We start from the raw sequence: 24,489 nt of genomic DNA, 5'->3' as shown, positions 1-24,489 counted from the left end.
GCGTTTTTTATTTATGGAGAACGATCAGTGGAGTCTGCAAATGTTTCCGATTATATCTCGCAATTTAAGGAAAAGATAAAAGGGAAAGGGGAGGAATCCATGTTATTGCCTGAGAAATTTTTAATTTGTGTGCGTTGTGAAGATGGAGTGAAACGGGAAGAAGGACAAACTCCTATTCCGGGTGAAGGAATTCCAAATGCAGAAGTTATGCTTATCGGGGAAAGCCCGGGAGCAGAAGAAATGAAAAGCGGCCGCCCCTTTCAGGGAAAAGCTGGAGAAAATTTAAATAGGTTTTTGGCTTCTGCGGGCTTAGACCGGAGCAAAATGTATGTTGCGAACACCACCCGCTGCCGTCCCTACAAAGAAACAGTACGTATACTAAAGGATGGTACCAAAAAAATTACCAAGTCCAATAAGCCCCCTTCTCAGCATGCGATTCGATCTTGTGCAACATGGCTTGATATGGAAATCGACTTGGTTAATCCAAAATTGATTGTTACCCTCGGTTCCACTCCTTTAAAGCGTTTAGTTCCTGATTATAGCATTTCCGAAGTGCATGGTACTTTGTTGACTGTGCCAATACAGCATGCTGGCGAAAAAGAAGATAGCCGTGAATTTACATTGTCAGAAAAAGAATATCATGTGTTTCCACTGTATCATCCCGCAGCGATTATCTATCGCAGGGAGCTTCAGGAAGTGTTTGAGCAGGACTTGCATAAACTACGGAAAACGGTGGAAGAGTTGAAATTAAATAGCGTACTTTTATAAAGGATATGTTTATGTTTTTTCACAATAAAGTTTTTATCCTTGCACTTCTCCCCCCTATGTTAACGCTTAAAGGATGATGAAGAGTATTCTGCTTGTATTTGACTATAAAAGTGGTCATCTATAGCATTTTCTTTTTTTGTAAAAATCACCAATGTAATTTATGTATAAAATTTATTCTATGAGGAATTTTAAGACTAGCATTCACCAATATTCACTATTAGGAGGTTTTTCATGATGAATCAACGTCAAACACGTAACACGAACAACTTGGTTGCCCCGCAAGCCCGGGCTGCGCTGGATCAGATGAAGTATGAAATTGCAGCAGAGTTTGGTGTGACACTTGGCCCGGATACTACTTCACGCCAGAATGGTTCTGTAGGTGGAGAAATTACGAAGCGCCTTGTGCAGATGGCTGAACAGCAGCTTTCTGGTCGTATCCAATAACTTTTTGTATCGCTTTGAAGCTATGTATTCTTTTGTTACCAATGCGTGAAAAGAGAACAGAAAGTGCGTGGAAAATGGAGCAACTCTTGAAGAGTATGCTTAGCAAATATTCCGCTGCCTGAAATAAGGTAGCGGAATATTTTATGTTAAGAAAGGTTCATTATCAACGTCAACTTAGTAAGCACTACCGTACTGGAAGTTTTTATGTAGTCAACCATGCTATTCCGCAGTCTGGTCTAAAGACGAAAGAGCAGCTGCTCGAAGCCTGAACGGTACAGATGAGTGAACAAACAAAAAATAAGAGCAGGTGCAAGGCACAAAAAAGATGAAAAATGGAGCTGGGGCAAAAGGCTATGCTCCGTTTTTTTGTCTACTATTTTAACATATGAAAAAAATGTGGTATTGTAGAAAAGGATGTAATCATGATGGGAGAGAAAGCGGATGAAACATGTCGCGGAAGGCATGCAGGATTTTTACCGTCGTCTGACAAAAGATGGATACAAGCCAGACGATGTAAAACCGGCGCTGTATCAGGTAGAGCGCATTGTACATATGGAACAGCTTCGTCGACATATACTAAACTGTATGGATTGCCAACTATGCGAGAACGCGAAAAATCGCGTGCCAGGCACCGGCAACACGGGCACTCCGCTCATGATTGTAGGCGAAGGGCCAGGAGAAGATGAAGAGAACTGGGGCCTACCGCTTGTCGGCATCAGCGGTTCTTTGCTGACGCTTATTCTTGGTAAAGCCGGAATCCGGCGCGAGCAAGTATATATGACTAATGTGGTGAAGTGCCGGGTCACGGATGAAAAAGGGAAAAACCGGACCCCGATGCGGGAGGAAACATTGGAGTGTAGCAAATATTTACGGCGAGAGCTGGAACTTATCAAGCCTCGGGTGGTACTTGCACTCGGCAAAGTGGCGCTGCAATTTTTCTTTCCGGATATGAAAACTATGTCACAGTTCAGGGGCAATGTGTATGACTATCAGGGAATTAAAGTTGTACCCACATGGCATCCAGCATACGTAGTACGGCAGCGGGGCGATGCCCTTGCCAAAACAAAGCGGGAAGTATGGGCAGATTTGAAGGTTGCTATCGAATGTGCCAAGGGAAATTAGAAAACGGGAGGAGAGAAGAGTGGGATCACAGCTAGAATCAGGTAGAAACTTGTATGGATTAAACGAAACGCCGCCTCTCTCAGTAACGGTAACCGCTGCATCGCAGTGGTTTTTTGTTACGCTTTCAAGTTCTCTTGTCGTGCCGTTGGCGATCGGGGAAATGTATGGATTGCATGCATCGCAGCTGAGTCAGTTTGTACAGCAGACGTTTTTTTTTATAGGACTTGTATCGCTTTTGCAAATCTTATTTGGTCACCGATTGCCGATTACAGAAGGACCGGCTGGTATGTGGTGGGGCATTTTCGTGATTTTAGCCAACCTCGGCATGGCTGCTGGACAGGCGCCGCGTGAAATCGCGCAATCTTTGGAACTAGGGCTTATTGTTGCAGGAATTATGCTGATTATTCTCGGAGCGACTGGATTTATTGAGAAAATCGAGAAAATATTTACGCCGCTTGTCAGTGGAAGTTATTTAGTTTTGCTTGCCGCCTCGCTAAGCGGCCCGGTTGTGAAAGGGATGCTCGGTATTGATTATTTTTCGCCGGGAAGTGGGGTTCAGCCTGCTCTGGCCGCTGTTTCTTTAGGGCTTGTTTTCTTTACGTTTGTCATGATTCGTTCACGGTTTAAGTACATCCGCAGTTTCGCTATTCTTATCAGTATGGTCGTCGGATGGCTCATATATTTAGCGACGGGGTGGATAAAGCCGCTGCAGGAGGCAGGGGCGTTATTTTCTTTACCCAAACTATTTTTCTGGGGGCCACCTGTATTGCATGTCGGCACGATTTTAACTTCTCTGATTACAGCTTTAATTTTGTTGACGAACCTTATTGCCAGCATTGCTGTTGTAAGCCAAGTGGTAGGTGTGCGGCCGCAGGAAGAAAATTATCGGCGAGGGGGAATAATGACGGGGGTAGCGCATATCTTGTCAGGAGTCGGAGGCATCGTCGGTCTCGTTCCCCTTTCCATCGCTGCAGGTGTTATTCAGGTGTCGCGCATCGCTTCGCGTCTCCCCTTTATAGTTGGTTCGGTCATGATGATGTTACTCGGCATCTTGCCGCCGGTAAGTCGTATTCTTGCTGGCTTGCCGTCTCCTGTCGGGTATGCGGTCATGTTCGTTACATTTACGCAGTTACTTGGTTTTGGTCTGCGGGATTTCGGGCGTGTTATTCTGGATGAAAGAAAGATTTTAATTGTCGGGTTTGGATTGTTGGGGGGAATCGGACTGATGTTTGTTCCGCCTGAAGCGTTGCGGAGCTTGCCGCCTATCTTCAGCAATCTATTTGGCAATGGTCTTGTTATGGGAGTTCTGTTGGTTATTTTTATGGAACAGGTTGTCATGCGTCAAAAATCATAACTTTCAAGCAAAAAACTCGCGAAGTTTTCGCGAGTTTTTTGCTGCGCTATGTAATAACAAGATATGGCTTTCCGTCTACTTTCGTGCATGCTCCGCCATTTACATGAGTGAACATTTCTCCGGCCGATTTCAACAACTGTTCGTCTGTCCAGCGGTTAAATTCTGGATAGATGTAGAAAACATGTGCTAATCGTTTTGCCTCTTCCGTGACGCTTGTACGTATGGAGTCGACAAAAGGGCTGCCAAACGGTCCTTGCTCGTCAGCAAGCACAAGTTTTCCTGCACAGGAAATTTCCCGCCCGTTTAATCCTTTATATGTTTCACTTTTCTTTCCAAGGCGCAGGCAGACATTTCCTTCGATTTTATCACGGTCATACAATCCGGCCGGAAGACCGAATTGCAAAGATAAGAAGTTATTTATATCCACGCCTGTATGGATCCAGTGAAACGGTTTGTTTTGTAGCACGCGTCGCACAAGCGCCTCCGAGGAAGGACGATAGCGTGAAGGATCTATACCTAAGGCTTTGAATATACGGCGCCATTCTGTAATGCCAGGGACTTCTGTTATCGGTTTATCCAGATAATCATGACGTATATTTTCCAAAAACAGATTAATGCGTCCTTTCAGCATTTTGGGTGTGGCTGACAGCGATACATTATCATAATGTAAAATACCGAGCCTAAGTCCGGGCACTTTATCGCGAATGGAGGAATCCATTGTATATGTTTGCACAGGTCAACCTCCTTTTTGATGGTATTTTATCATATTTGCCAAAAAGACAGGAGAAATTGATATACTAAATAAATAAATCTAAAGAAAAAGAGGGACAAGATGAAAGATGTGATCATTTATACGGACGGCGCCTGTTCCGGCAATCCGGGGCCCGGCGGTTGGGGAGCCGTGTTATTATATGGGAAGCATCGCAAAGAAATGTGCGGTAGCGAAGATAACACGACGAACAATCGCATGGAGCTGAAAGCTGCCGTAGAGGCACTTAAAGCATTAAAAGAGCCGTGCAATGTACGTTTGCATAGCGACAGTGCTTACCTTGTCAACTGTTTCCAGCAGGGCTGGTATAAAGGCTGGATCAAAAACGGCTGGAAAAATAGCAAAAAGCAACCAGTGGAAAACCAAGATTTATGGAAAGAACTACTGGCGCTGATGGAAATTCACAATGTACAGTATGTAAAAGTAAAAGGACATGCAGACGACGAATTAAACAACCGATGCGACGAACTGGCGACTGGGGCCATTGTGCGCCGGTAGAAGGAAGAAAAACGAAGGGGTGGCAGGATGGAACAAAAGCAGCACAAACAAGCGGAGACGGATTGGAGCCACCTGAAGCAGGAAATCATTGCATATGCGCATAAAATTGGAATTGATAAAATCGGGTTTGCCTCGTCGGCCCCGTTTCTAACATTAAAAGAAAGATTGTATAAACATCGTGAGCTGGGTTACGAGTCCGGTTTTGAAGAAAAAGATATTGAAAAACGGACGCATCCAGAGCAAATTATGCCGGAAGCCAAATCGATTATCGCTATTGCACTCGCCTACCCCTCCCGCATGGAAGCGCCGCCAAAATCGACGCCTGGAAATTATCGGGGGATTATGGCCCGCGTGTCGTGGGGGGAAGACTACCATCGTGTACTGCGCGATCGTCTGAAAAAGCTGGAACAATTCCTGCACGAAAAAGTCCCTGATATTAGGACCGAGATTATGGTGGATACGGGTGCATTATCAGACAGGGCGGTGGCGGAACGCGCCGGATTAGGCTGGGTAGGCAAAAACACATCGCTGATCACTCCTGAATTCGGCTCATGGGTATACCTTGGAGAAATGTTGACGAGCGCGCCGTTTCCGCCGGATAAACCGATAGAGGACGAATGTGGGGATTGCACGATTTGCATCGATGCTTGCCCGACGGGCGCCATCGTTCAAAGGGGACAGCTAAATTCACAACGTTGTATCGCATTTTTGACACAGGTTAAAGATATGATTCCGGAAGCATTTCGTCCGGCGGTTGGCAACCGTTTATATGGCTGCGACACATGCCAGCAGGTTTGTCCCAAAAACCGCAAAATCAATTTTACCCATCATCCGGAATTCGTTCCTGATCCGGAGATGGCCAAGCCATTGTTAAAACCGCTTTTAACCATTAGCAAAAAAGAATTTGCTGCGAAGTTTGGCCGTACATCCGGAGCTTGGAGAGGAAAGAAGCCCATTCAGCGCAATGCGATTTTAGCCTTGGCACATTTTAAGGATAAGAGCGCGGTTCCGGATTTAATTGAGATCATGACAAATGATGAACGTCCTGTGATGCGGGGAACGGCTGCTTGGGCGCTCGGCAGAATCGGCGGCGATGCAGCAATTACCGCTCTAAAAAAAGCGAAAACACGCGAAAAAGTTAAAACAGTTCTTAGAGAGATAGAAAAAGCGCTGTCCCTTACAGAAAATGTCGAATGATTGTACTGGATTTTCGTTTTTTATCCGAGGTAAGATGAAAAGAAAATGTATAAAGGTAGGGATTAGGTGAAGTCGGAAGTTTACTATACCGTGTATCAAAGTCCCCTCGGGCCTATTACATTGGCCGCTGCTGACGCTGGAATGTGCTGGGTAGAGTTTGGCGAAAGCGAGACAGCTAAGCTTTCTTTGGTGCGTTGGACGAAGAAATGGCTTCATACGGAGAAAATTACCTATGCTCCGAAATTTTTCTTAGAAGCGACAAAACAGTTAGACGAGTATTTTGCGGGCAAACGCCGTGAGTTTACCCTTCCGCTTGACATACACGGTACGGCGTTTCAAAAAATGGTCTGGGAGCAGTTACGAAGGATTCCATATGGCGAAACGAGATCGTACAAAGACATTGCATTGGCAATAAACGCTGCGAAAGCGGTGCGCGCTATTGGCGGAGCTAATAACAAAAACCCGTTGTCTATTTTCATTCCGTGCCATCGGGTTATTGGCTCAAATGGCGCGCTTGTCGGGTACGGCGGCGGGTTGCATATCAAAGAATATTTGCTGCGGTTGGAGGGCGTACTGGAGCGTTCGGAAATCGGTTTTGTATAAATGATAAATAATACAAGAAATAAGAAGTGGAAAAGGTGGTGTATGACGCTTGCATACAAAGCGTCATACACCACCTTTTTTGGTTTGCGCTATTATTCTGGTCTTCGTGGAGCATATACATATTTTGAAACGATATTTTTTAAGATAGACCGCTTTGGAAAGGAGAAAGGAAATGACCACATGGAGAGAGGCGCTAGAACACTATTTTCAATGTCGGACAAAAGGAATGATTGTAGGGACGGAAGAACTGGATTCTTATCTGGGCGAAGGCACAAAAGCGGAAATGATTCAGGCCTGTAATGCGCGGCGCAGGCAGCAGCTTTCTGCGAGAAATGCGCGTCCGCTGAAAAGTCGGTTGCAGCTTAGTGGTATCCAAATTGAAAAAGAAGGTACCACAGAAATTATCGTTCGGGTTGAAGCGAACGAATGGTATGCTTATCAACTGGAGAATCAATGGTATGAGCAGGAAAAAGAAGTACGCACACGCATTGTATTGCGAAAATGCGAGGAAAACTGGGTCGTTGAGCAGGAGGAACCGATTGTCGCCCACCTTAATGCTTGGGAATCAGAAGCATTAGAAGTTCTTTGTTTGGGTGGTAATGACAAATATGAGGTAGAGGACGGAAGTGAGCACGGATTACGTTATACGTACGATCGGCTTCAGGCGGTGCGTTATGCCGAAGCGTGGTGGGACGGCTACAACCCACAGTTTCGTCACTTTGACGTGGATTGTACGAACTTTATATCGCAATGTTTGTATGCGGGGGGAATCCCCATGCGCTATACAGGCAACAAGGCGACAGGTTGGTGGTATAGAGGAGGAAACAGCCCATCGGCACAGTGGAGTCATAGTTGGGCGGTTGCGCACAGTTTTCGCTGGTATCTCGAAAAGGGAGGCCATATTAAAACCGAAGTGAAAACGAGCGCTGGTGAACTATCGCTAGGAGATGTGATTTGCTATGATTTTGACGGCGACGGGCGGTGGCAGCATTCCACTATTGTTGTGGCCAAAGACAGCCAGGGTATGCCACTTGTGAACGCCCATACGACGAACAGTCGCCATCGCTATTGGGACTATCATGATTCAACCGCTTATACACCGCGCATTCAGTATCGTTTTTTTCATATTTTATAAACGAATTGAATCTTTTGAACGGATGATTCGTAAAGAAAAGAGGAAGGATGATATGCAGATAAGGAGGAAGTGAATGATTGTTATGAGCAATATGAACAAACGGAGGTGGATTGCGCTTGCAATCGTTGTAGTCATAGTAGGAGCGGCGCTGTTCCTTCAAATATTGCGGGGCGATACGATATCTGCTTCTGCCCCGAAATTGTGGCAAGAGGAAATCGTATCAGGAAGCGGCTCCGACAAGATATTGCAACTATATGTAGAAGGCGTGATCTCGGAAGAAACAAGCTGGAATAGTTCATTTGATTACGAAGCGCTTATTTCCCAGTTGAACCAGGGGAAGGATGACCCGAAGGTTAAAGCGTTCGTTATTCGGATTAACTCGCCGGGCGGAGCAGTTGTTCCGACGGATGAATTGTATCGTAAACTCAAACAGATTAAAGCGGAAACGAAAAAGCCGATTGTTATTAGCATGGGTTCATATGCGGCCTCTGGCGGCTATTATATTGCAACAGCTGGAGATAAAATCTTTGCCAATCCGTCCACGCTGACTGGTAGTCTCGGCGTGATCGCTTCGTATTTGAACTACGGTGAGCTTGCAGAAAAATACGGGGTTAAAGAAGTTGTAATTAAGAGTGGTAAGTTCAAGGATATTGGAAATCCGATGCGCGAAATGACGCAAGATGAACAGGCATTATTGCAAAATATGATTAATGAAAGTTATCAGCAGTTTGTTTCAGTAATTGCGGAAGGCCGAAAGATGCCACGGGAAAAGGTTCTTCAACTTGCCGATGGCAGGGTATATACAGGAAAGCAGGCGAAAGCGAACGGTTTGGTTGACGAATTTGGCACATTGGAAGATGCGACTGAGGCGGCACGAAAAATGGCCGGTTTGCAGGAAGCAACGGTTGTTCGCTACGAAGAGCCGTTCGGCTTTTCTAAAATATTCTCGTCTTTTTCGGCTAAACTTTTTTCATTGAATTTGCAGTCTTTACCCGATGTTCTGAAAGAAGAAAGACGGACACCAAGCCTCGAGTATATTTATCGTCCGTAGTTTATACATTGGTGGCAACCGGGCAAAAGGAGGAGTGCTTATGGAACATGAAAGCATGCGGTACGCCGGATTTTGGATTCGTTTTTTGGCAGCCTTGATTGACGCTATTGTGCTGATGGCAGTTATGTATATTTTAGGGTTAACTTCGTCCGAGACATTTTCCGTAGAGTGGAATATAGAGAATCTTATCGGGCTTGCCTACTACATTATCCTTACTGGTTTGTATGGGCAGACGCTTGGCAAAATGATTATTGGGGTCAAAGTAGTGCGGACGGATGGCAGCGCGGCAGGTTGGGGCGCGGTTGTCTTAAGAGAGACAATCGGCAAAATCCTATCCGCCATTGTATTTTTCCTCGGGTTTATATGGGCCGGATTCGACAAGCAAAAACAGGCTTGGCATGACAAGATAGCCAGCACATATGTAGTGAAGACGAAATAAAGGAATGCGAAGAGAAGGGCCGCAATTTTGCGCAGCGGCTCTTTTTTACATATTATGATGAAAAGCAACAGACGAAAGTACGTTCATTTCTGTTTTACAAAGAATGTGCTATGATAAAGATGAGGTGAACAGGTGAATGGCGTTTAACATCGTGTTGCATGAGCCGCTTATACCGGCCAATACGGGCAATATCGCCCGCACGTGTGCGGCGACCGGGACAAAGCTTCATTTAATCGAGCCGCTCGGTTTTTCCACGGACGATAGATATTTAAAGCGGGCAGGGCTTGATTATTGGCATGCGGTCGATATTACATACTATAAATCGTTCGCCGATTTCGCAGCGCAGCACAGGGAAGGACGGCTCTTTTTTGTCGAGACGAGTGGAGCGAGATACCATTCCGAGGTAGAATACAGGGATGGTGATTTTTTTGTTTTCGGTAAGGAAACAACCGGTATTCCGCAAGAGATTCTTTCGCAATATCCCGGACAAACGATACGCATCCCGATGGGCGATGCGACTCGTTCACTTAATCTGTCTAATACAGCGGCGATTGTATTGTATGAAGGTCTTAGACAAATAGGTTACCCTGGCATGAAGTAAAACGGGATACAGAAGTTTGGAGGTATATATTATCGAAGGAATAAATTCCGCATGTTCATTATTATCGACCGTGCGAAACAGACAGGCTGCAATTATCGGGATTTGTACAAGAATAGAAAGAGCATATCGCTCAGCAGTGGAAACAGTAAAAGGAGGATCCGGGAATGGCGGAAAGAGCGATGCTATTTGATCTGGACGGAACGTTGTTGGCATTGGACACAGAAGCTTTTGTTCACAGGTATATGAAGAGGCTGGGGGAATATACCGCTCATATTGTCGATCCGGAATTGTTGGTCAAGTCTGTGTGGCAGGCGACCAAGTACATGATGACAGATGACAGGGCAGAACGGACGAACGAAGAGATTTTCCGTGACCATTTCCTTTCGTTATGCGGCTTAGAACAGGAAGCCATCTGGCCTGTGTTTGATAAGTTTTATGCGGAAGAGTTTCCGCGGTTGAAGGAAGATATTGAACCGCACCCGTACGCGCTTCAAGTCGTAGAGGAAGCGAAAAAGCAGGGCTACAAGCTTGTTGTGGCTACCAATCCGATATTTCCCGACGTTGCTATTCGCGAGCGGATGAAGTGGGCTGGTCTCAAGGAAAATGATTTTATTCATGTAACCGTTTTTGAGTCATCCCATTATTGTAAGCCGAACCCGAAATATTTCCTGGAAATTTGTGAACGGATTGGCATAAAGCCGAAGTATGCTATCATGGTCGGCAATGATATGCAACAGGATATGGTAGCGGCGGAAGTTGGTTTGAAGACATTTCTTGTCGAAGATTACAAGATTGATCGCGGTGTGCCACAATACCGGGTGGATGCTTCCGGTACGCTGCAAGAGCTGTACGATCAACTTATTTCACGCAACGGAATTTTTTCCGAATAATTAACAAAAACATTTTATTAGAAAAATAATTGACAAGAGTGCATAAGACACGTAATATAGTTCTCAGCATAATAATTAAATACTTCTCGCTTATCGAGAGAGGCGGAGGGACTGGCCCAATGAAGCCCGGCAGCGGATTTTCCTTGAGCGGAAAATGCTGTGCCAATTCCAGCAGGATTTTTCTATCCTGGCAGATAAGAGTTCGAGGTTAAGATATAACCCCTCTTCGCTCTGCCGGAGAGGGGTTTTTGTATCACGCATATCGGGCCCATGTGCGCGATACGAACCGACACCTTTGCCAGACATAGAAAATTAGAAATGAATTGAGAGTAAAGAGGGGTAAAAGACGATGAAAAAATGGATTGTATCTGTCGTTTTGTTGCTCACCGTCGGTTTGCTCGCGGCATGCGGCGGGGAAGGTAATGGGAAGAAAATTGTGGTCGGTGCAAGCTCTGTTCCGCATGCGGAAATTCTTAAGTTTGTACAGGATAAATTAAAAGAGCAAGGCGTGGAGATGGAAGTAAAAGAATTTACAGACTATGTGCTGCCGAACACGGCGCTTGAAGAAAAACAGCTTGATGCGAACTATTTCCAAACCATTCCTTATCTTGAAGATTTCAATAAAAAACATGGCACTCATATCAAAGCATTGGATGGCATTCACTTGGAACCGATGGGACTGTACCCAGGCAAAGAAAAGGCGCCTGAACCGAAACAAGGTGCAGTTGTAGCGATTCCAGACGATGTATCCAACGGTGCACGCGCATTGAAATTGCTGGAATCGAAAGGCTGGATTAAACTGACGCCCGGCAAAGAGCTAAACAGCTTGACGAAACAGGATATTATCCAGAATCCGAAAAAGATCAAAATTACGGAAATGCAAGCTTCCATGCTGCCGCGGGCGATCAATGAAGTGGATTACGCAGTCATTAATGGAAACTACGCGATGGAAGGCGGTCTGACGTTCGACCAGGCGCTTGCGGTAGAAAACAAAGATTCCGAGGCCGCCAAAACGTTTGCTAACATTATCGCTGTTAGAGAAGGCGATGAAAACCGCGAGGAGATTAAGAAGCTGATTCAAGTACTGAAATCAGACGATGTGAAGAAGTTTATCGAAGAAAAATATAAAGGTGCAGTTATTCCGGTATTCTAAGAAGCGAGACAACCGGCTTGCCCTTTTTGCCTAACGCAAGAACTCCGCTCTTTATAAAAGATGCGGAGTTCTTATATTTCATAGTCCCCAAGTTTTGTCTTCGTTATAACCAGCTGTGAAGATCGCACCAAGTAACATGACTGAGACAAGCAAGATGATAACCATTTCTTTGTCTCCTTTCCCAAGCCTATTTCATCTTTATTATAATGGATTGTGTCATACTTTGGAATATCGCAGAAAAGACAATCTTGTTAAAGATAATGCGCTTACATTGGAAATTAACGGAGTGATTTGCTATATTGAAAAGGAGCGATACTTTACGGAGGTGAGCTTTACAAATGTATGTTGTGATGAATGTGTTGCAAGTCCCCGCTGAAGGCAAGGAGCGGATGGCAGAGATGTTTGCTAAAAGCGTGGAGCGGATGAAACAGGTACCCGGTTGTCTGGAATTCCAGTTTTTAAGCGCAAAAGGTGCGGACAAGCAGATCGTGTATACGAAATGGGATAGTGAAGAATCGTTCCGAGCGTGGACCGAAAGCGAAGGATTTCGTCAGGCTCATGCGCACGCTTCCAACAATAATCCGGCTACCGGATCGCAACTGGAAATTTACGAAGTGTTGCATGGTGCTACATACGACAAATAAATTGAATCGGGATATAAGTTGAAACACCAGACCTATAGCGGGGCTGGTGTTTTTTAATACCCTGCCTGCAATTTTTGCTTAAGCAGTGATTCTACATTCGGGTCGTTCCGTCATATATATATAAATACTAATAAGAACTACTGGCTTAACTTTATACAAATGGTCATATGTTATAGCTGGAATAGCAAGGGTTTTTGCAAGTATGTAAGCCGGATAAAAATCTTTATGGTGAAAAACCTGCTAGCATGTCATCTGCATTTTCAGAATAAGATAGTAAAAAGCGCCCTAAGAATGACCATTCCGTAGAAGAAAAGGAGAGGAGTGCCCGATGGATATCCTGAAGCGGATTGCAGAACACCGTGCACGTGAAGAAAAGATAAAATGGGAAGGAACATTCGCTGAGTACTTAGAGATCGTAAGAAAGAATCCGCACGTGGCCCAGACCGCACACGCCCGGGTGTATAACATGATTAAGCACGCCGGGATTGAATATAATGAAGACGGCACGAAACGATATAAATTTTTTAGCGATGAAATTTTTGGCCTAGACCGTGCGATTGAGAAGTTGGTGGAGGAGTATTTCCATTCAGCCGCTATGCGTCTTGATGTTCGTAAGAGGATTTTGTTGTTGATGGGACCGGTCAGCGGAGGAAAATCAACCATTGTTACGATGCTTAAGCGCGGCCTTGAACAGTATACACGCACCGATGAAGGAGCGGTATACGCGATTAAAGATTGCCCGATGCAGGAAGATCCGCTACATTTGATACCGCATGAATTGCGCCCGGAATTCGAAAGGGAGCTTGGCATTAAGATTGAAGGTAATCTGTCTCCATATAACCAGATGCGTCTTGAAACAGAATATGGCGGTCACATCGAAGATATGCCAGTCGAACGCATCGTTTTCTCGGAAGCAAAACGGTGCGGCATTGGAACATTTAGTCCGTCTGATCCGAAATCGCAGGATATTGCCGATCTTACGGGAAGCATCGACTTTTCAACGATTATAAAGTATGGCTCCGAATCTGACCCGCGCGCGTATCGTTTTGACGGGGAATTGAACAAAGCGAATCGTGGTCTGATGGAATTTCAGGAGATGCTGAAGTGCGATGAGAAATTCCTCTGGAATTTGCTTTCGCTTACCCAAGAAGGAAACTTTAAAGCTGGCCGTTTCGCCCTTATTTCCGCTGACGAGCTTATCGTTGCCCATACAAACGAATCAGAGTACAAAGCATTTATCAGTAATAAGAAAAATGAAGCCCTCCAATCCCGGATGATCGTGATGCGCATTCCGTATAACTTGCGCGTATCGGATGAGGAGAAAATTTATGGGAAGCTAATTAGACAAAGCGACCTTGGACACGTCCATATCGCGCCGCATTCCCTGCGTGCTGCAGCGATTTTCTCCACTTTGACACGCTTGAAGGAATCGAAGAAGCAGGGCGTTGATTTGTTGAAGAAAATGCGGTTGTATAACGGGGACGCTGTGGAAGGATTCAAAGACTCAGACATTAAGGAACTGCAAAGCGAATTTCCGGATGAGGGCATGTCTGGCATTGACCCGCGTTATGTTATTAATCGTATTTCTAGTGCTCTTATTCGCCGCGATACCGAATGCATCAATGCCCTTGATATTTTGCGGGCGCTCAAGGATGGCTTGGATCAGTCACCTACCATTACAAAGGAAGATAAAGAACGCTACCTTACATTCATTAACATTGCGCGCAAGGAGTATGACGAGTTAGCCAAAAAAGAAGTACAAAAAGCGTTTGTTTACTCGTATGAAGAATCTGCGAAAACCCTTTTGGATAACTATCTTGATAACGTAGAGTCCTATTGCAACAAAACGAAGGTATGTGACCCTATTACCGGTGAAGAAATGGACGCGGATGAAAAACTTATGCGGTCGATTGAGGAACAGATTGGCATCTCGGAGAATGCGAAAAAAGCATTCCGTGAAGAGATACTCATCCGGATTTCTGCTTATGCGCGTAAAGGCAAGCGATTCGACTATAACAGTCATGAACGACTGCGCGAAGCGATCGAGAAGAAGTTATTTGCTGATTTGAAAGATGTTGTCAAAATCACGACCTCAACCAAAACGCCGGACGAAGTGCAGTTGAAGAAAGTAAATGAAGTAACCGCGCGCTTGATTGACGAGCATGGATACTGCCCGATTTGTGCAAACGAACTCTTGCGTTATGTGGGCAGTCTTTTGAATCGATAAGCGGTGAAAAAGGGGGAAATTTTATGAAACAAGAACCACCGTTTATCATTTCACGTGAAGATTGGTCGCTGCACCGTAAAGGTCATCAGGATCAGCAACGCCACCAGGAAAAGGTGAAGGAAGCAATCAAACAAAATCTTCCTGATTTAATAAATGAAGAAAGCATTGTTATGTCGAACGGACGGGATGTTGTAAAAATCCCGATCCGTTCTCTTGATGAATATCGTATTAGATATAATTACAACAAAAGTAAACATGTCGGCCAAGGTGATGGCGATTCTAAAGTTGGCGACGTGATTGCACGAGAAAGCGGAGCGGGTCAGGGGCCGGGCGCAGGCGATCAGCCTGGCATAGATTACTATGAGGCGGAGATTTCAGTAGAAGAGCTGGAAGAGATGCTATTCGCCGAAATGGAATTGCCGAATCTTCAACAAAAACAAGAGGATCAAGTGATCGTTACCGATATTCGCTTTAATGATGTAAGGAAAAAAGGATTGATAGGAAATATTGACAAAAAGCGTACGATTTTGGAGGCGCTGCGTCGCAATGCGCGAGAAGGATACAAAGGAATTAAAAACATTATTGATGAAGATTTGCGTTTCAAAACATGGGAAGAAATCGTCAGACCACACTCCAACGCGGTTATCATCGCAATGATGGACACTTCAGGTTCGATGGGGGCGTTGGAAAAGTACGTAGCGCGTAGCTTTTTTTTCTGGATGACCCGATTTTTGCGCACGAAGTATGAGAAGGTGGAAATTGTATTTATTGCACACCATACCGAAGCGAAAGAAGTAACGGAAGAAGCGTTCTTTTCCAAAGGTGAGAGCGGGGGCACGATTTGCTCGTCCGCCTATCGTAAAGCGCTTGAGATTATCGATAGCCGTTACCCACCATCTCTGTATAATATTTATCCATTTCATTTTTCAGACGGCGATAATTTGACATCAGACAATGATCGTTGCGTGAAGCTGGTAAAAGAGCTAATGGCAAGGTGCAATATGTTCGGATATGGTGAGGTTAACAGTACATTTCTTGATGATATATATAAATCGAGGCCGCCTAAATCGGAAGCCTCGGCACAATTTCAAGTTCAAACTGATCTTTTTTTGTCCATTCTTTCTTGCGAGTGTAGTATACTTTTTCCAATATGGATTTCAACAAATGGTTTTTTTCAACCGGGCTTTCAATTTCCCAGTATGTATCAACAACCTTCTGGATTTGAGGCAGTATATTTTTCTGATGGTGGAGCTGGGCTTCTTCCAGCTCTATTTCTTTTTTTAGTTGCTCAATGTTTGCTTCTGCTTCTTTGATTTTTTGTGAAATAGTCTGGTGACGCTGCAAAAATATCTCTTCTGTGTACACCTTCTTTTCTAGCATTTCAAATGCTGTATCTCTCATTCCGTGCAACTCTTGAATCTCTCTTTCAAGTTTGCTGATTTGTTTTTGCTTGCGTTCAATTATAGATTCCTCTTTTTGTAACGAAGCGGCCAGCTCGTCCTGCTGAAGCGTCGCCTGTTCGACAAGCATATGAAGAGAATTGATAACCCGTTCTTCAATAAGATGAAAAAGCGCCCCTTTCTGAACAGATTGACAGTGTAGATTGATACATCTTAACTGCGGCCTTCTCTCTTTTGAATAAACATAACGCAAGGAACGTCCACAAACGCTACATTTTACAATGCCAGCAAGCGGATTGGTTAACTGACTGCCTTCTTTTGTTGGCGTGCGATAACGGCCACTTAGGGCTAGATTTGCCTGCTCGAATAAATCTTTTGATATGATTGGCTCATGTGCGTTTTCATGACGAATCCAAAGTTCTGGAGGAACGTTTTTTCGTATTCTCTTGCCGTTTCGTTTGATATATTTATGTTTTCCCCAAACGATATGTCCCAGATAGACTTCATTCTTGATGATATAGCTGATGGTAGACTGCTCCCATACCTTTCCTTCTGGTGGCTGAATGCCGAGTAGTTCTAATTTTTTTACGACAGCCTGCCGTCCGTTTCCTTCTGCGGCCAATTCGAAGATTTTGCGTACAACTGGTGCCTCTTCCGGGTGAGGGTGAAGCTTCAAATTCTCATCACGTATATATCCATACGGTGGTTTGCGCGTAATAGATTTTCCATCCTTTGCGGAACGGCGGCGGCCACCTTGCAGACGTTTGTTGATCTGCTTGAGTTCTTCGCGGGCAATAATGGATTTAACACCGAAAAGAAGCTCAGCGCCTTCAGAATTACAGTCAATCACTTCGTTCGGAGTGATGATGAGCGTATCGGAGAATTTGAAAGCGCGGAAGATTGTTCCTGCGTCAATCATATCACCACGACCCAAACGGTCTAAGTCCATAACGACGACGCCTTCAACAGCGCCTTCTTCTACCTGACGAAGCATTTCCTGTGCAACATGACGCTCAGAAAGAAATTCACCGGACACAACTTCTTCAAAGATATCGATGACGTTGTGTTGTTCACGCTTGACGAGCTCCAGCAGTTCCTTTCTGTGTTTAGAAAGCGTATCGTATTGCCGGCCATTTTCCAGGGCCTTTTTTTCTTCCTCGATATCTTTCCTACTTTTTCGTAGATAAATGAAAACATCTTTGCCAGTAGGACGGTACATGTACAATTCACCTCTTCATGATTGTAACACTTGTCGCTTGAGATGTTTGTCAGATTTTCTGTGAACTGTACAGTTGAGATTGTTAATAATATGAATGTACGTTCTGTTTTTGGGATAAAATTTTTTTAGCCTCTTGTTCGACTAAATAGTTTGCTTCAATTCGGTTTCGAATGTAGGTAAGACGTTCGCAAGCATATTCATAAGAGACGCGGAATATTGTAGCCAAGCGAACTGGATGCCAATCGTAAGGTTCTAGTTTTTTCATCATAAAGAATGGCATCATTGCCAAGCTTGTGAATCGCTTAGCATCCATTTCCAAAAATTCGCGCCATGTGTGAGGCATCATGAACTGATCGCCTTCATGGCGCAACATGTGGCATAGCTCATGAAAAAAACGTTTCTTAAACTCAGATTTATTCAACCCTTCCGTCATTAAGATAACCCGAATTCCATCCTGTTCAGTAGAACGTGTCGGGCCGAAGGTAGGGAGTAGGAATACAGAGAAGATTCGTGTCAGGTTTTTAATGCTTAAATCTTGTGGAGTTAGAATACCATTTTGTTTATACAATTGCTCGATCCATGTTTCGGTTAGTCCTTGTCTATAGTATTTTAGCATGTCTCGTCCTCTCCCTGATGCTAACATATGTTCTTGTTTTTGTGTAAAAAGAAAAGCCCAAGAAGGGTGTGTTTAGAAAAAAATAGTTTATTCTGGACGTTTCATCATTTTTTCATATCCCTTTACATTTATGTAATAATTTTCTTTGATGTCTATAATAATTCCCTGCTTGTCCAACTGGTCAGGCAGGGTCATTGTTTATTGTCCAAGGCGTTTCAGGCGACTAATTTCTCTTTCATGCTCACTTATCTTTTTGTACATCACATCAAAGTCAGATTCGAGAAAGCGGAGTGTTCGGTCAGTTTTGTCAAAGCGATCATGAATATCATTTGTCAGAGCATCTAACTTAGCATCAGCTTCCTCCTGTCGTTCCTGAATCGCTTTTACGATTTCGTTTGTTTGAATAAGTTGTTGCTGTATTTGTTTTTGTCCTGTTTCAATCGCCGAAATACGGCTATCCATCTGAGTAAGTTTTTGAAGAATCAAGTCAAGTTTGTCAGACATTTTGGCCCCCTCTTTATTTCTTTTTCTTTAGCTTCTTAACGAGCTCAATAGCTTGTCTCGCTTCTTCATACATATGTTCACGAAAGGCTTCCTGCTCTTCAGGCGAAAGGTCTTCATATCCTTCCAGTCCATCATAGAAGAAGAGGTTCATTTTTTTATCGGATTCTTTTGGTGATGGATCGTTGGTACGGCCTAAGAGATAATCAGCAGAAACATCAAAGATATCAGCGAACAGCTTGATTTCACTGTCTTCTACAGGTCTTTTTCCAGACTCAATTCTAGATAATACACTATAGTTAATATTTGCTCTTCGGGCTAGCTCTCTTTGGGTCCAATCTCGCTGTTCCCTAAGTTTTTTTATAATATTACCAATACCGTTACCCACTTGCTCACCACCTTTTATTTTAACAATGTAATTTTAACATGTTTCTGATATAGAAAAAAATAATGTTGCTAAAAGAGAAATTAATTACTTGACGTTGCTAATATAGAAACGTATAATAAAGACAAGAAAGTTGCTAAAAGTGAAACGAGAAAGGAGGAAGGAACATGAAAAAACTTAATCTCCCTTTTGTTAAAAAACGAAGAGTAGAATTAAAGCTTACTCTAGCGAATATGGCAGATAATTTCGGGTTTAAGTCTCCATCTACATATTTAAAGTATGAAAATGGAGATTACGCTTTTCGTGCTGAACATTTACCACTACTAGCCCAATTGTTGAAATGTAATATCGAAGACCTTTTTTTGACAATATCATTGCTAAATCAGCAACAAAAAACATCGGCATAAGGTGGTGACACAGCTTGAAAACACATTATTTCACCTTCGATCATCTTGCTTGCATTAAAGGTCAAGTTAAGCAAGCGGTGTATGAGAATCAACTGGAAGTACCATGTCGCGTTATCGCTACTATTCCATACATGAGGTATGGCAAAGAGCCAATCGAGTACAAGTTCGACTTCCTTATCGAACAGGGAGCAAGCCAGTACGGAATGGTAGCGCATGAAATAGATAACTGGATTGAGAAGGTCGAGTCACCAAAAACGTTGGCTGAAATTTTGAACGAATTCCCAGATGAAGAAATCGCCGAAGTGCTAGCGCAACGGTTAAAGCAAAGAAGGCACTCAGACTGAAAGGAGGTGAGACAGACACGCTTCAAGGCGTAATTTCCAGCGTCGCTGGATTTGGACGATTAGCTTATCTAGTTACATCTAAGCAATCAAAAGATTAAATCTACCCGACATTGTTTTTTTCCTTTTTAGAAGATGGATTGTTTTCCTTTCATAGTTTTTCTTGATCGTTACAAACCTCCTTGATTCTTAAGTAGGTTTTGAAATAAAGACGAGCGCAGTCTTCGGTTGTTTTATGGTCAGCAAGATTCAATGAATTTTGTAAGAACAAAATCGTTAACCCATGAAATTATCCATATTTTCACCTCCTGTATATTCGAACTCGGAAGAACTCCAACTCGCCAAAGTCCTCGTTCTTCCGAACACCATAATTTTACAGAGAGATAGGAAAATTCTACAAATCTAAATATCGTCAATTTTTCCCCACTTTGATTACCAAAAGCAGCCTCGGTTGGTAAGGAGGTGAAAAAGTATGTGGGTTGTCCTTCTTCCCCAAACTCATACACATAGAGCAAGGGGGAATGAGCAAATGGAAGACCGTCCTTGCTTTGAAACGCAAATTGGCAACACGACCATTAAGATTCGTTCAGCACTCCCGTTTATGACAGCAGAGGAACAAGCACAGTGGTTCCAAGACAATGATTCTCTGCCGGAAGTGCGGATGATGAAAAGAGCATGGATTCGCGCTCTACATCACATAGAAAAAGAAAAATCTGATTCAGCTTGACTTTCCTTTTTTTGAGTAGACAAGCTTTGAAAACTGAATAGAAAGGAAAATTCGCATGATACGGCGTCAACTCAGTCCTTTGCACGAAAACATGCTACTCATTCAAGAAGCGACGGCGCAATGGTCAAGAATGGGGTCTTCACCCGAAAAAGCTCGTTCGCTTGAACAACTAGCACAATACGCAACAGATTTTGTTGTTCACTTCCATTTTCGCACAGAAGAAGGGGCGACACCATGTTCAAGGATGCGAGAAAACGCGCTGGTCTAAGCATCGAAGAGGCGGCTTTCCGTGTGAATGTTGCACCACGGACGCTATGCAAGTACGAAGCTGGCGAGACGGTTCCGGGGCCTGACGTTGTGCCTGGAATGAGCCAAGAATATAGAAGGCCAGACATGACGCAGCGCTACTGCCGGGAACACTGCCCAATTGGACAAAGATATAGCTACATTCATCTGAACAACGTTAGCACGAATTTCTCGGACATATGGATGTAGTTAGAACTGGAGCTGGCAGTCTATAATTTCGAGCCTCCAGGCAGCACGGCGGCCTATATGCGAAATGTACTGTTAGGGAGGTGATAGGGATGATTGGAAAAGCGAGCAGCATTAAAGTAGTACACATTACGCGCTACTCATACGACGGAAAAGGTGGTTTCGATGGGGCTATTAATCGTTGGCTATCTGAAAATGCAGAGGTTGAAGTTTTAGACATTAAATTTTCTTCTAGTGCAACTCAGGAAGATACTTACGAAGATGCGCTAATCATCTACAAACCAGCGCAATAAAAAATGACCTGCCGCTAACAGGTCACAAACAATCCAAACTTATTTGCGGTTATTGTACCATGTTCGGGCATTGGCCGCAAGTTCAAACTTTGAAAATTGAACAGGGGGATACCTATGAGCAATATAGCATACACGATAGACGGCCAACAACGTCGAATTGAGCCGGGAACACATGCGATTCGATTGGTCAATACGCTTGATATGCCGCATGAAGAATGGCTTGAATGGCGGCGTAAAGGTATCACAGGTAGCGATGTTGCTGGCATCTGCGAAATAACAATGTGGAGTTCGCCAGTAAAAGCATATCTCGACAGGCTCGGCCAGTTAGCACCACAAGAAGATAGCGACGCGATGTACTGGGGCCGGATTCATGAGGATGCGATTGCGAGAGGATGAGGAGATGAACTACATCAAAGAAATTAACGCCTTTATGGATTGGCTCGAAATAAACCCACTGGAAGCAATCACACAAACTTTGTGGTTTCACCTTATGGCGATCGCAAACAAGAGTGGTTGGCCAGAGTGGTTTACGGTAGCCAATCTGACTTTACAGGCGCGTTTAGGCGTATCGGATAAAACATTGGGGAAGCACCGAAACATTCTCATTCAAAAGGGAAGAATTGAGTATCGGAATCAGGGAAAACAGCAAGCTGGTAAGTATCGTTTCCTTCCTTTCTATCCGGAGGAATCATCTCGAAGTGAAGAGCTTACCGGAAAAATTCCGGTAAAAGATTCGGTAAGCGACCCTCTTACCGGAAATATTCCGGTAAACCCTCCGGTAAAGTGTTCGGTAAACTCTTCGGTAAACCGTTCGGCATTATATAAACAAAACGAAACAAAACAAAACGATAGCAATCAGGATCTTCTTCTGCAGCGGCATGCGCGCGCAGATTTCAGCAACCCATTTTTGCTTTATGAACACGAAATTGGCCCAGTTACAGATGTCATTCGGGAAATGATGCTAGACTGGCTGGATAGCGGTTATTCAGATGAGCCTGAGGCGCTGCTTTGCCATGCGATACGGGAGGCAGTGATTCATGAAAAGCGTTCCTGGGCCTATGTCAACAAGGTTTTGCAACGTTGCATTCAACAAGGAATTCGGACGGTTTCGCAGCTTGAACAAAAAAAGAAAGAGTTTGAGGCACGCAAGGATAAAAAAGTTGCTCCTTTGCTGATGAAAAGGGAACAGGTGCGAAGAGAGAAGGTTCCTTCTCTAATCTTGGAACAGTTAGAACGGCAGAAGAAAGCAGGAATAGAACAGAAAAAACCAGCAGAGCAGCTTAGTTACGAGGAGAAAAAAGCTAAGATGCAAGAATTACTGAGGGCTATGGGTGAGGTGAAATGAGGAAGTGCCGAGTGCTGATTCCAGAAAAAGCCACGGTTCGGGCCATGATTTGCTGCCTGGACAGCATGAAGGAGCAGTTACACAAACTTGGGCCGGAAGCGTTGGACAAGCGGATTACAGGATTTCGGATAAAAGCAGATCGGAGCTGGGAAATCGAAACAGGGGGCGAGCCTGATGAGAAGCTTTTATGAGCATGGACGAACATTGGTTCCTGGGGAGAAGCATGATATACATTCGTCCAATGAAATTTGGACAAGGTTGGAGAAGTTTTTAAAGGGGATAAAAAATCCCCTCCCGGTCGCTACAACCGGAGAGGGGTTCTATGCTTCCTTCCTTTAAAAATATTTTACCATAGAGCAGGGGGAATTAGGTATGCAATTATCGTTTTTGCCGAAGATTGATCGAAAGGCTACACAGAAGCGTGTAGAGGAAGCATTGGAGACAGCACGTATTTATCGTCAGATTGGTTTTGTTCGCCGTGAAATCGGGATGACGCCTGCTTATGAAGCTCGATACCACGGTGCGACGAACAAGACGACTGATGCCGCAGCGGATTGTGCAGTATGGAATGTTGATAAGGAAGAGGAAATTCGGCAGCTTACGGAGCGTGTGGAGTGGGCTGTGAGCCGTTTGTCGAGGAAGGAAATAGAAATTATTCAGAAGCGTTATTTGAGCGATGAAGAGACGTTTGATTACCTGTTATGCGATGAATTGCATATGAGTGAGCGGACGTATGCAAGAATAAAAGCGAAAGCATTTTATAAACTGGCCTTTATGTTAAAGCTGGAGGTATTGGAGGAGGAAAAAAAAGCAGAAGACCGCTTAAATTAATGGCATCCAAACGTAGTCTATTTGGCAGGAAAAATGCAGTTAGTTTGGAAGTGAATGTGTTACTATGATAGTGTCAGAAGATAAGCGAAGGCCGTTCCAGGGGAGCGGCTTTTTCTTTTACATTAAAATGGAGAAAAAAGCACCCTATTTATGGGCGCTTTTCGTTTATTCCTGAGTATTGTTTTAAAGCATCTTGTAAAATATGCGAAAAGTTAACGTTATGTTCTGATGCTAAATCATCGAGCCATTTTGGAATTGTTAACGTTGCTTGCTTCTCAATGCTTTTTCAGTGTTTTGGATTGTAAAAATAAAACTGGAGGTGGGTGGTGATGTAGATGGCGAAGAGAGGATAAAAGATAACCGAAGAACTTGAAGCAAAAATTTTAGCGATGGCCGCCGAAGGAACGAGCCGGCGGAAAATAGCTAAAATGCTTGGTATCAGCATATCTACAGTGAATCGAGTGGTAAAAGGAAAGGGTGTTTCCGAGGACTTGCTCGAACACTTCGAACAAGAAGATAGGCTCTTTTTTTATATTTCGAAAGGGGATGATTTCACGGAACAGGTGGGGATCATGAAACAACGAAAGGAGGTGAAAGGAGATGCCATATGAGTTGAAAAATGCAAAAATCACACATATTTCACTTGTGGATAAAGGAGCGAATGGCGTACCGTTTGCGATTATCAAATGGCCAAACGATTGATGAGTTTAAAACGGTCGCTGTAGCGCTGACAGCTAAATGGCCGGCAGAAGCAGATGTAATTGGCAAAGCCGAGAAAATGGAGCTTATCAGTAAAGCAGGCAAAGCGATTTCATCTGGAAATATGAAGCACATTGAAGATGCTATTACTGCATTAACCACATTAAAAGAAAAAGTGACTGTGAAAGAGTCAGGGGGATGATGATGTGAAAGTAGAAGACGTTCAAAAAGCTTACGATGACAAAGGCACTTGAACCGATTAAGAGGCAAGTAGAGCAACTTGCCGATGATGTGCAGGTACTGAAGAACAGTCGAAGTTCGAGTTGATTTCCCGGACA

The 24,489-nt window shown here is 44.0% G+C and carries 32 protein-coding genes, 1 pseudogene and 1 riboswitch; of the genes and pseudogenes, 28 read left to right on the top strand and 5 right to left on the bottom strand.

All coding sequences use genetic code 11. The annotated features are described in order from the left end of the window. Positions 1-27: 27 nt before the first annotated feature. The 4 genes from ACH33_RS15190 (at position 28) to ACH33_RS15175 (ending at position 3,688) form a co-directional block, all read left to right on the top strand. A complete protein-coding gene (locus ACH33_RS15190) occupies positions 28-768 on the top strand; it encodes a uracil-DNA glycosylase (protein WP_062731163.1) in 741 nt (246 codons plus the stop codon). Positions 769-1,002: 234 nt separating this feature from the next. Further along, positions 1,003-1,212, top strand: a complete 210-nt coding sequence (locus ACH33_RS15185) for an alpha/beta-type small acid-soluble spore protein (protein WP_091259837.1) — start codon at positions 1,003-1,005, stop codon at positions 1,210-1,212. 441 nt (positions 1,213-1,653) lie between these two features. Further along, positions 1,654-2,334: a uracil-DNA glycosylase gene (locus tag ACH33_RS15180; protein WP_057899778.1), complete on the top strand. Its 681-nt coding sequence runs from the start codon at positions 1,654-1,656 to the stop codon at positions 2,332-2,334. A gap of 19 nt (positions 2,335-2,353) precedes the next feature. Beyond that, a complete protein-coding gene (locus ACH33_RS15175; protein ID WP_236781905.1) occupies positions 2,354-3,688 on the top strand; it encodes a purine/pyrimidine permease in 1,335 nt (444 codons plus the stop codon). 46 nt (positions 3,689-3,734) lie between these two features. Here ACH33_RS15175 and ACH33_RS15170 read toward each other — a convergent pair whose 3' ends face one another. Beyond that, positions 3,735-4,421 carry a B3/B4 domain-containing protein gene (locus ACH33_RS15170; RefSeq protein WP_236781904.1) on the bottom strand — a complete coding sequence of 229 codons (687 nt, stop codon included), beginning with the start codon at positions 4,419-4,421 and terminating at the stop codon, positions 3,735-3,737. Between the two features lie 99 nt (positions 4,422-4,520). On the opposite strand from ACH33_RS15170, the gene rnhA reads away from it, so the two are divergent. The 12 genes from rnhA (at position 4,521) to yhbH (ending at position 16,208) form a co-directional block, all read left to right on the top strand. Then, positions 4,521-4,955, top strand: coding sequence for a ribonuclease HI (gene rnhA / locus ACH33_RS15165; protein WP_057899777.1), 435 nt, complete (start codon positions 4,521-4,523; stop codon positions 4,953-4,955). 27 nt (positions 4,956-4,982) lie between these two features. Then, positions 4,983-6,152 carry a tRNA epoxyqueuosine(34) reductase QueG gene (gene queG, locus ACH33_RS15160; RefSeq protein ID WP_057899776.1) on the top strand — a complete coding sequence of 390 codons (1,170 nt, stop codon included), beginning with the start codon at positions 4,983-4,985 and terminating at the stop codon, positions 6,150-6,152. A 66-nt stretch (positions 6,153-6,218) separates the two neighbouring features. Beyond that, positions 6,219-6,755 (top strand): methylated-DNA--[protein]-cysteine S-methyltransferase, encoded by a 537-nt coding sequence (locus ACH33_RS15155; RefSeq protein WP_057899775.1) that lies wholly within the window; start codon positions 6,219-6,221, stop codon positions 6,753-6,755. A 172-nt stretch (positions 6,756-6,927) separates the two neighbouring features. After that, positions 6,928-7,890, top strand: coding sequence for an amidase domain-containing protein (locus ACH33_RS15150; RefSeq protein WP_057899774.1), 963 nt, complete (start codon positions 6,928-6,930; stop codon positions 7,888-7,890). A 73-nt stretch (positions 7,891-7,963) separates the two neighbouring features. Further along, the gene (gene sppA, locus ACH33_RS15145) at positions 7,964-8,941 is read left to right on the top strand and encodes a signal peptide peptidase SppA (protein ID WP_057899773.1); all 978 of its coding nucleotides are present in this window, start codon (positions 7,964-7,966) and stop codon (positions 8,939-8,941) included. 40 nt (positions 8,942-8,981) lie between these two features. Continuing rightward, the gene (locus ACH33_RS15140; RefSeq protein ID WP_082706096.1) at positions 8,982-9,380 is read left to right on the top strand and encodes an RDD family protein; all 399 of its coding nucleotides are present in this window, start codon (positions 8,982-8,984) and stop codon (positions 9,378-9,380) included. Between the two features lie 136 nt (positions 9,381-9,516). Further along, positions 9,517-9,981: a tRNA (uridine(34)/cytosine(34)/5-carboxymethylaminomethyluridine(34)-2'-O)-methyltransferase TrmL gene (gene trmL / locus ACH33_RS15135; RefSeq protein WP_057899772.1), complete on the top strand. Its 465-nt coding sequence runs from the start codon at positions 9,517-9,519 to the stop codon at positions 9,979-9,981. A 164-nt stretch (positions 9,982-10,145) separates the two neighbouring features. After that, positions 10,146-10,871, top strand: a complete 726-nt coding sequence (locus tag ACH33_RS15130) for an HAD family hydrolase (protein ID WP_057899771.1) — start codon at positions 10,146-10,148, stop codon at positions 10,869-10,871. A gap of 87 nt (positions 10,872-10,958) precedes the next feature. Next, positions 10,959-11,072: riboswitch (SAM riboswitch) on the top strand. Between the two features lie 148 nt (positions 11,073-11,220). After that, the gene (locus tag ACH33_RS15125) at positions 11,221-12,024 is read left to right on the top strand and encodes a MetQ/NlpA family ABC transporter substrate-binding protein (protein WP_057899770.1); all 804 of its coding nucleotides are present in this window, start codon (positions 11,221-11,223) and stop codon (positions 12,022-12,024) included. Positions 12,025-12,374: 350 nt separating this feature from the next. Next, positions 12,375-12,668: an antibiotic biosynthesis monooxygenase family protein gene (locus ACH33_RS15120; RefSeq protein ID WP_236781903.1), complete on the top strand. Its 294-nt coding sequence runs from the start codon at positions 12,375-12,377 to the stop codon at positions 12,666-12,668. A 328-nt stretch (positions 12,669-12,996) separates the two neighbouring features. After that, complete coding sequence (locus ACH33_RS15115; RefSeq protein WP_062731162.1) at positions 12,997-14,895, top strand: PrkA family serine protein kinase; 1,899 nt, start codon at positions 12,997-12,999, stop codon at positions 14,893-14,895. Between the two features lie 23 nt (positions 14,896-14,918). Continuing rightward, positions 14,919-16,208: a sporulation protein YhbH gene (yhbH, locus tag ACH33_RS18835; RefSeq protein ID WP_236781902.1), complete on the top strand. Its 1,290-nt coding sequence runs from the start codon at positions 14,919-14,921 to the stop codon at positions 16,206-16,208. 433 nt (positions 16,209-16,641) lie between these two features. On the opposite strand, the pseudogene ACH33_RS20190 reads toward yhbH, so the two are convergent. From ACH33_RS20190 to ACH33_RS15095, 4 genes and pseudogenes are all read right to left on the bottom strand, one after another. Further along, positions 16,642-17,514, bottom strand: a pseudogene (locus ACH33_RS20190) (recombinase family protein); the annotation flags it as partial. 82 nt (positions 17,515-17,596) lie between these two features. Continuing rightward, entirely contained in the window at positions 17,597-18,130 is a 534-nt protein-coding gene (locus tag ACH33_RS15105) for an ImmA/IrrE family metallo-endopeptidase (RefSeq protein ID WP_057899766.1), read from the bottom strand. A gap of 198 nt (positions 18,131-18,328) precedes the next feature. Then, complete coding sequence (locus ACH33_RS15100) at positions 18,329-18,634, bottom strand: hypothetical protein (RefSeq protein WP_057899765.1); 306 nt, start codon at positions 18,632-18,634, stop codon at positions 18,329-18,331. A gap of 13 nt (positions 18,635-18,647) precedes the next feature. Next, positions 18,648-19,019: a helix-turn-helix domain-containing protein gene (locus ACH33_RS15095; protein WP_057899764.1), complete on the bottom strand. Its 372-nt coding sequence runs from the start codon at positions 19,017-19,019 to the stop codon at positions 18,648-18,650. A gap of 164 nt (positions 19,020-19,183) precedes the next feature. Between ACH33_RS15095 and ACH33_RS15090 the strand changes: the two genes are divergently transcribed. From ACH33_RS15090 to ACH33_RS15040, 12 genes are all read left to right on the top strand, one after another. After that, on the top strand, positions 19,184-19,423 hold the full coding sequence (locus ACH33_RS15090; protein WP_057899763.1) for a helix-turn-helix transcriptional regulator: 240 nt from the start codon (positions 19,184-19,186) through the stop codon (positions 19,421-19,423). A gap of 14 nt (positions 19,424-19,437) precedes the next feature. Further along, positions 19,438-19,767: a hypothetical protein gene (locus ACH33_RS15085; RefSeq protein ID WP_057899762.1), complete on the top strand. Its 330-nt coding sequence runs from the start codon at positions 19,438-19,440 to the stop codon at positions 19,765-19,767. 526 nt (positions 19,768-20,293) lie between these two features. Continuing rightward, complete coding sequence (locus tag ACH33_RS15080) at positions 20,294-20,491, top strand: hypothetical protein (protein WP_057899761.1); 198 nt, start codon at positions 20,294-20,296, stop codon at positions 20,489-20,491. A gap of 55 nt (positions 20,492-20,546) precedes the next feature. After that, a complete protein-coding gene (locus ACH33_RS19490) occupies positions 20,547-20,759 on the top strand; it encodes a hypothetical protein (RefSeq protein ID WP_156424096.1) in 213 nt (70 codons plus the stop codon). Beyond that, a complete protein-coding gene (locus ACH33_RS15075; RefSeq protein WP_057899760.1) occupies positions 20,726-20,986 on the top strand; it encodes a helix-turn-helix domain-containing protein in 261 nt (86 codons plus the stop codon). Before ACH33_RS19490 ends, ACH33_RS15075 begins: the two co-directional genes overlap by 34 nt. An 89-nt stretch (positions 20,987-21,075) precedes the next feature. Continuing rightward, entirely contained in the window at positions 21,076-21,276 is a 201-nt protein-coding gene (locus tag ACH33_RS15070; RefSeq protein ID WP_057899759.1) for a hypothetical protein, read from the top strand. A 114-nt stretch (positions 21,277-21,390) separates the two neighbouring features. Beyond that, the gene (locus ACH33_RS15065) at positions 21,391-21,672 is read left to right on the top strand and encodes a YqaJ viral recombinase family protein (RefSeq protein ID WP_057899758.1); all 282 of its coding nucleotides are present in this window, start codon (positions 21,391-21,393) and stop codon (positions 21,670-21,672) included. A gap of 4 nt (positions 21,673-21,676) precedes the next feature. Next, positions 21,677-22,621 (top strand): DnaD domain protein, encoded by a 945-nt coding sequence (locus ACH33_RS15060; RefSeq protein ID WP_057899757.1) that lies wholly within the window; start codon positions 21,677-21,679, stop codon positions 22,619-22,621. Next, the gene (locus ACH33_RS15055) at positions 22,618-22,812 is read left to right on the top strand and encodes a hypothetical protein (RefSeq protein WP_156424095.1); all 195 of its coding nucleotides are present in this window, start codon (positions 22,618-22,620) and stop codon (positions 22,810-22,812) included. Before ACH33_RS15060 ends, ACH33_RS15055 begins: the two co-directional genes overlap by 4 nt. 181 nt (positions 22,813-22,993) lie before the next feature. Continuing rightward, the gene (locus tag ACH33_RS15050) at positions 22,994-23,452 is read left to right on the top strand and encodes an ArpU family phage packaging/lysis transcriptional regulator (protein ID WP_057899755.1); all 459 of its coding nucleotides are present in this window, start codon (positions 22,994-22,996) and stop codon (positions 23,450-23,452) included. A 356-nt stretch (positions 23,453-23,808) separates the two neighbouring features. Beyond that, the gene (locus ACH33_RS20595) at positions 23,809-24,063 is read left to right on the top strand and encodes a helix-turn-helix domain-containing protein (RefSeq protein ID WP_409338415.1); all 255 of its coding nucleotides are present in this window, start codon (positions 23,809-23,811) and stop codon (positions 24,061-24,063) included. Between the two features lie 50 nt (positions 24,064-24,113). Then, the gene (locus ACH33_RS15040) at positions 24,114-24,353 is read left to right on the top strand and encodes a hypothetical protein (protein WP_162265046.1); all 240 of its coding nucleotides are present in this window, start codon (positions 24,114-24,116) and stop codon (positions 24,351-24,353) included. Positions 24,354-24,489 lie beyond the last annotated feature (136 nt).

Source organism: Aneurinibacillus sp. XH2 (assembly GCF_001439585.2).
GTDB classification, from domain to species: Bacteria; Bacillota; Bacilli; order Aneurinibacillales; family Aneurinibacillaceae; genus Aneurinibacillus; species Aneurinibacillus thermoaerophilus.
Note: the sequence above shows the minus strand (reverse complement) of the source record. Positions and strands in the feature narration are given on the sequence as shown.

Bases quoted from the DNA above. Each gene is read 5' to 3' on its own strand.
- ACH33_RS15185 (WP_091259837.1), top strand. From the start codon at position 1,003: ATGAATCAACGTCAAACACGTAACACGAACAACTTGGTTGCCCCGCAA.
- ACH33_RS15180 (WP_057899778.1), top strand. From the start codon at position 1,654: ATGAAACATGTCGCGGAAGGCATGCAGGATTTTTACCGTCGTCTGACA.
- rnhA (WP_057899777.1), top strand. From the start codon at position 4,521: ATGAAAGATGTGATCATTTATACGGACGGCGCCTGTTCCGGCAATCCG.
- queG (WP_057899776.1), top strand. From the start codon at position 4,983: ATGGAACAAAAGCAGCACAAACAAGCGGAGACGGATTGGAGCCACCTG.
- ACH33_RS15150 (WP_057899774.1), top strand. From the start codon at position 6,928: ATGACCACATGGAGAGAGGCGCTAGAACACTATTTTCAATGTCGGACA.
- sppA (WP_057899773.1), top strand. From the start codon at position 7,964: ATGATTGTTATGAGCAATATGAACAAACGGAGGTGGATTGCGCTTGCA.
- ACH33_RS15140 (WP_082706096.1), top strand. From the start codon at position 8,982: ATGGAACATGAAAGCATGCGGTACGCCGGATTTTGGATTCGTTTTTTG.
- trmL (WP_057899772.1), top strand. From the start codon at position 9,517: ATGGCGTTTAACATCGTGTTGCATGAGCCGCTTATACCGGCCAATACG.
- ACH33_RS15130 (WP_057899771.1), top strand. From the start codon at position 10,146: ATGGCGGAAAGAGCGATGCTATTTGATCTGGACGGAACGTTGTTGGCA.
- ACH33_RS15125 (WP_057899770.1), top strand. From the start codon at position 11,221: ATGAAAAAATGGATTGTATCTGTCGTTTTGTTGCTCACCGTCGGTTTG.
- ACH33_RS15120 (WP_236781903.1), top strand. From the start codon at position 12,375: ATGAATGTGTTGCAAGTCCCCGCTGAAGGCAAGGAGCGGATGGCAGAG.
- ACH33_RS15115 (WP_062731162.1), top strand. From the start codon at position 12,997: ATGGATATCCTGAAGCGGATTGCAGAACACCGTGCACGTGAAGAAAAG.
- yhbH (WP_236781902.1), top strand. From the start codon at position 14,919: ATGAAACAAGAACCACCGTTTATCATTTCACGTGAAGATTGGTCGCTG.
- ACH33_RS15105 (WP_057899766.1), bottom strand. From the start codon at position 18,130: ATGCTAAAATACTATAGACAAGGACTAACCGAAACATGGATCGAGCAA.
- ACH33_RS15100 (WP_057899765.1), bottom strand. From the start codon at position 18,634: ATGTCTGACAAACTTGACTTGATTCTTCAAAAACTTACTCAGATGGAT.
- ACH33_RS15090 (WP_057899763.1), top strand. From the start codon at position 19,184: ATGAAAAAACTTAATCTCCCTTTTGTTAAAAAACGAAGAGTAGAATTA.
- ACH33_RS15080 (WP_057899761.1), top strand. From the start codon at position 20,294: ATGGAAGACCGTCCTTGCTTTGAAACGCAAATTGGCAACACGACCATT.
- ACH33_RS19490 (WP_156424096.1), top strand. From the start codon at position 20,547: ATGATACGGCGTCAACTCAGTCCTTTGCACGAAAACATGCTACTCATT.
- ACH33_RS15075 (WP_057899760.1), top strand. From the start codon at position 20,726: ATGTTCAAGGATGCGAGAAAACGCGCTGGTCTAAGCATCGAAGAGGCG.
- ACH33_RS15070 (WP_057899759.1), top strand. From the start codon at position 21,076: ATGATTGGAAAAGCGAGCAGCATTAAAGTAGTACACATTACGCGCTAC.
- ACH33_RS15065 (WP_057899758.1), top strand. From the start codon at position 21,391: ATGAGCAATATAGCATACACGATAGACGGCCAACAACGTCGAATTGAG.
- ACH33_RS15060 (WP_057899757.1), top strand. From the start codon at position 21,677: ATGAACTACATCAAAGAAATTAACGCCTTTATGGATTGGCTCGAAATA.
- ACH33_RS15055 (WP_156424095.1), top strand. From the start codon at position 22,618: ATGAGGAAGTGCCGAGTGCTGATTCCAGAAAAAGCCACGGTTCGGGCC.
- ACH33_RS15050 (WP_057899755.1), top strand. From the start codon at position 22,994: ATGCAATTATCGTTTTTGCCGAAGATTGATCGAAAGGCTACACAGAAG.
- ACH33_RS15040 (WP_162265046.1), top strand. From the start codon at position 24,114: ATGGCGTACCGTTTGCGATTATCAAATGGCCAAACGATTGATGAGTTT.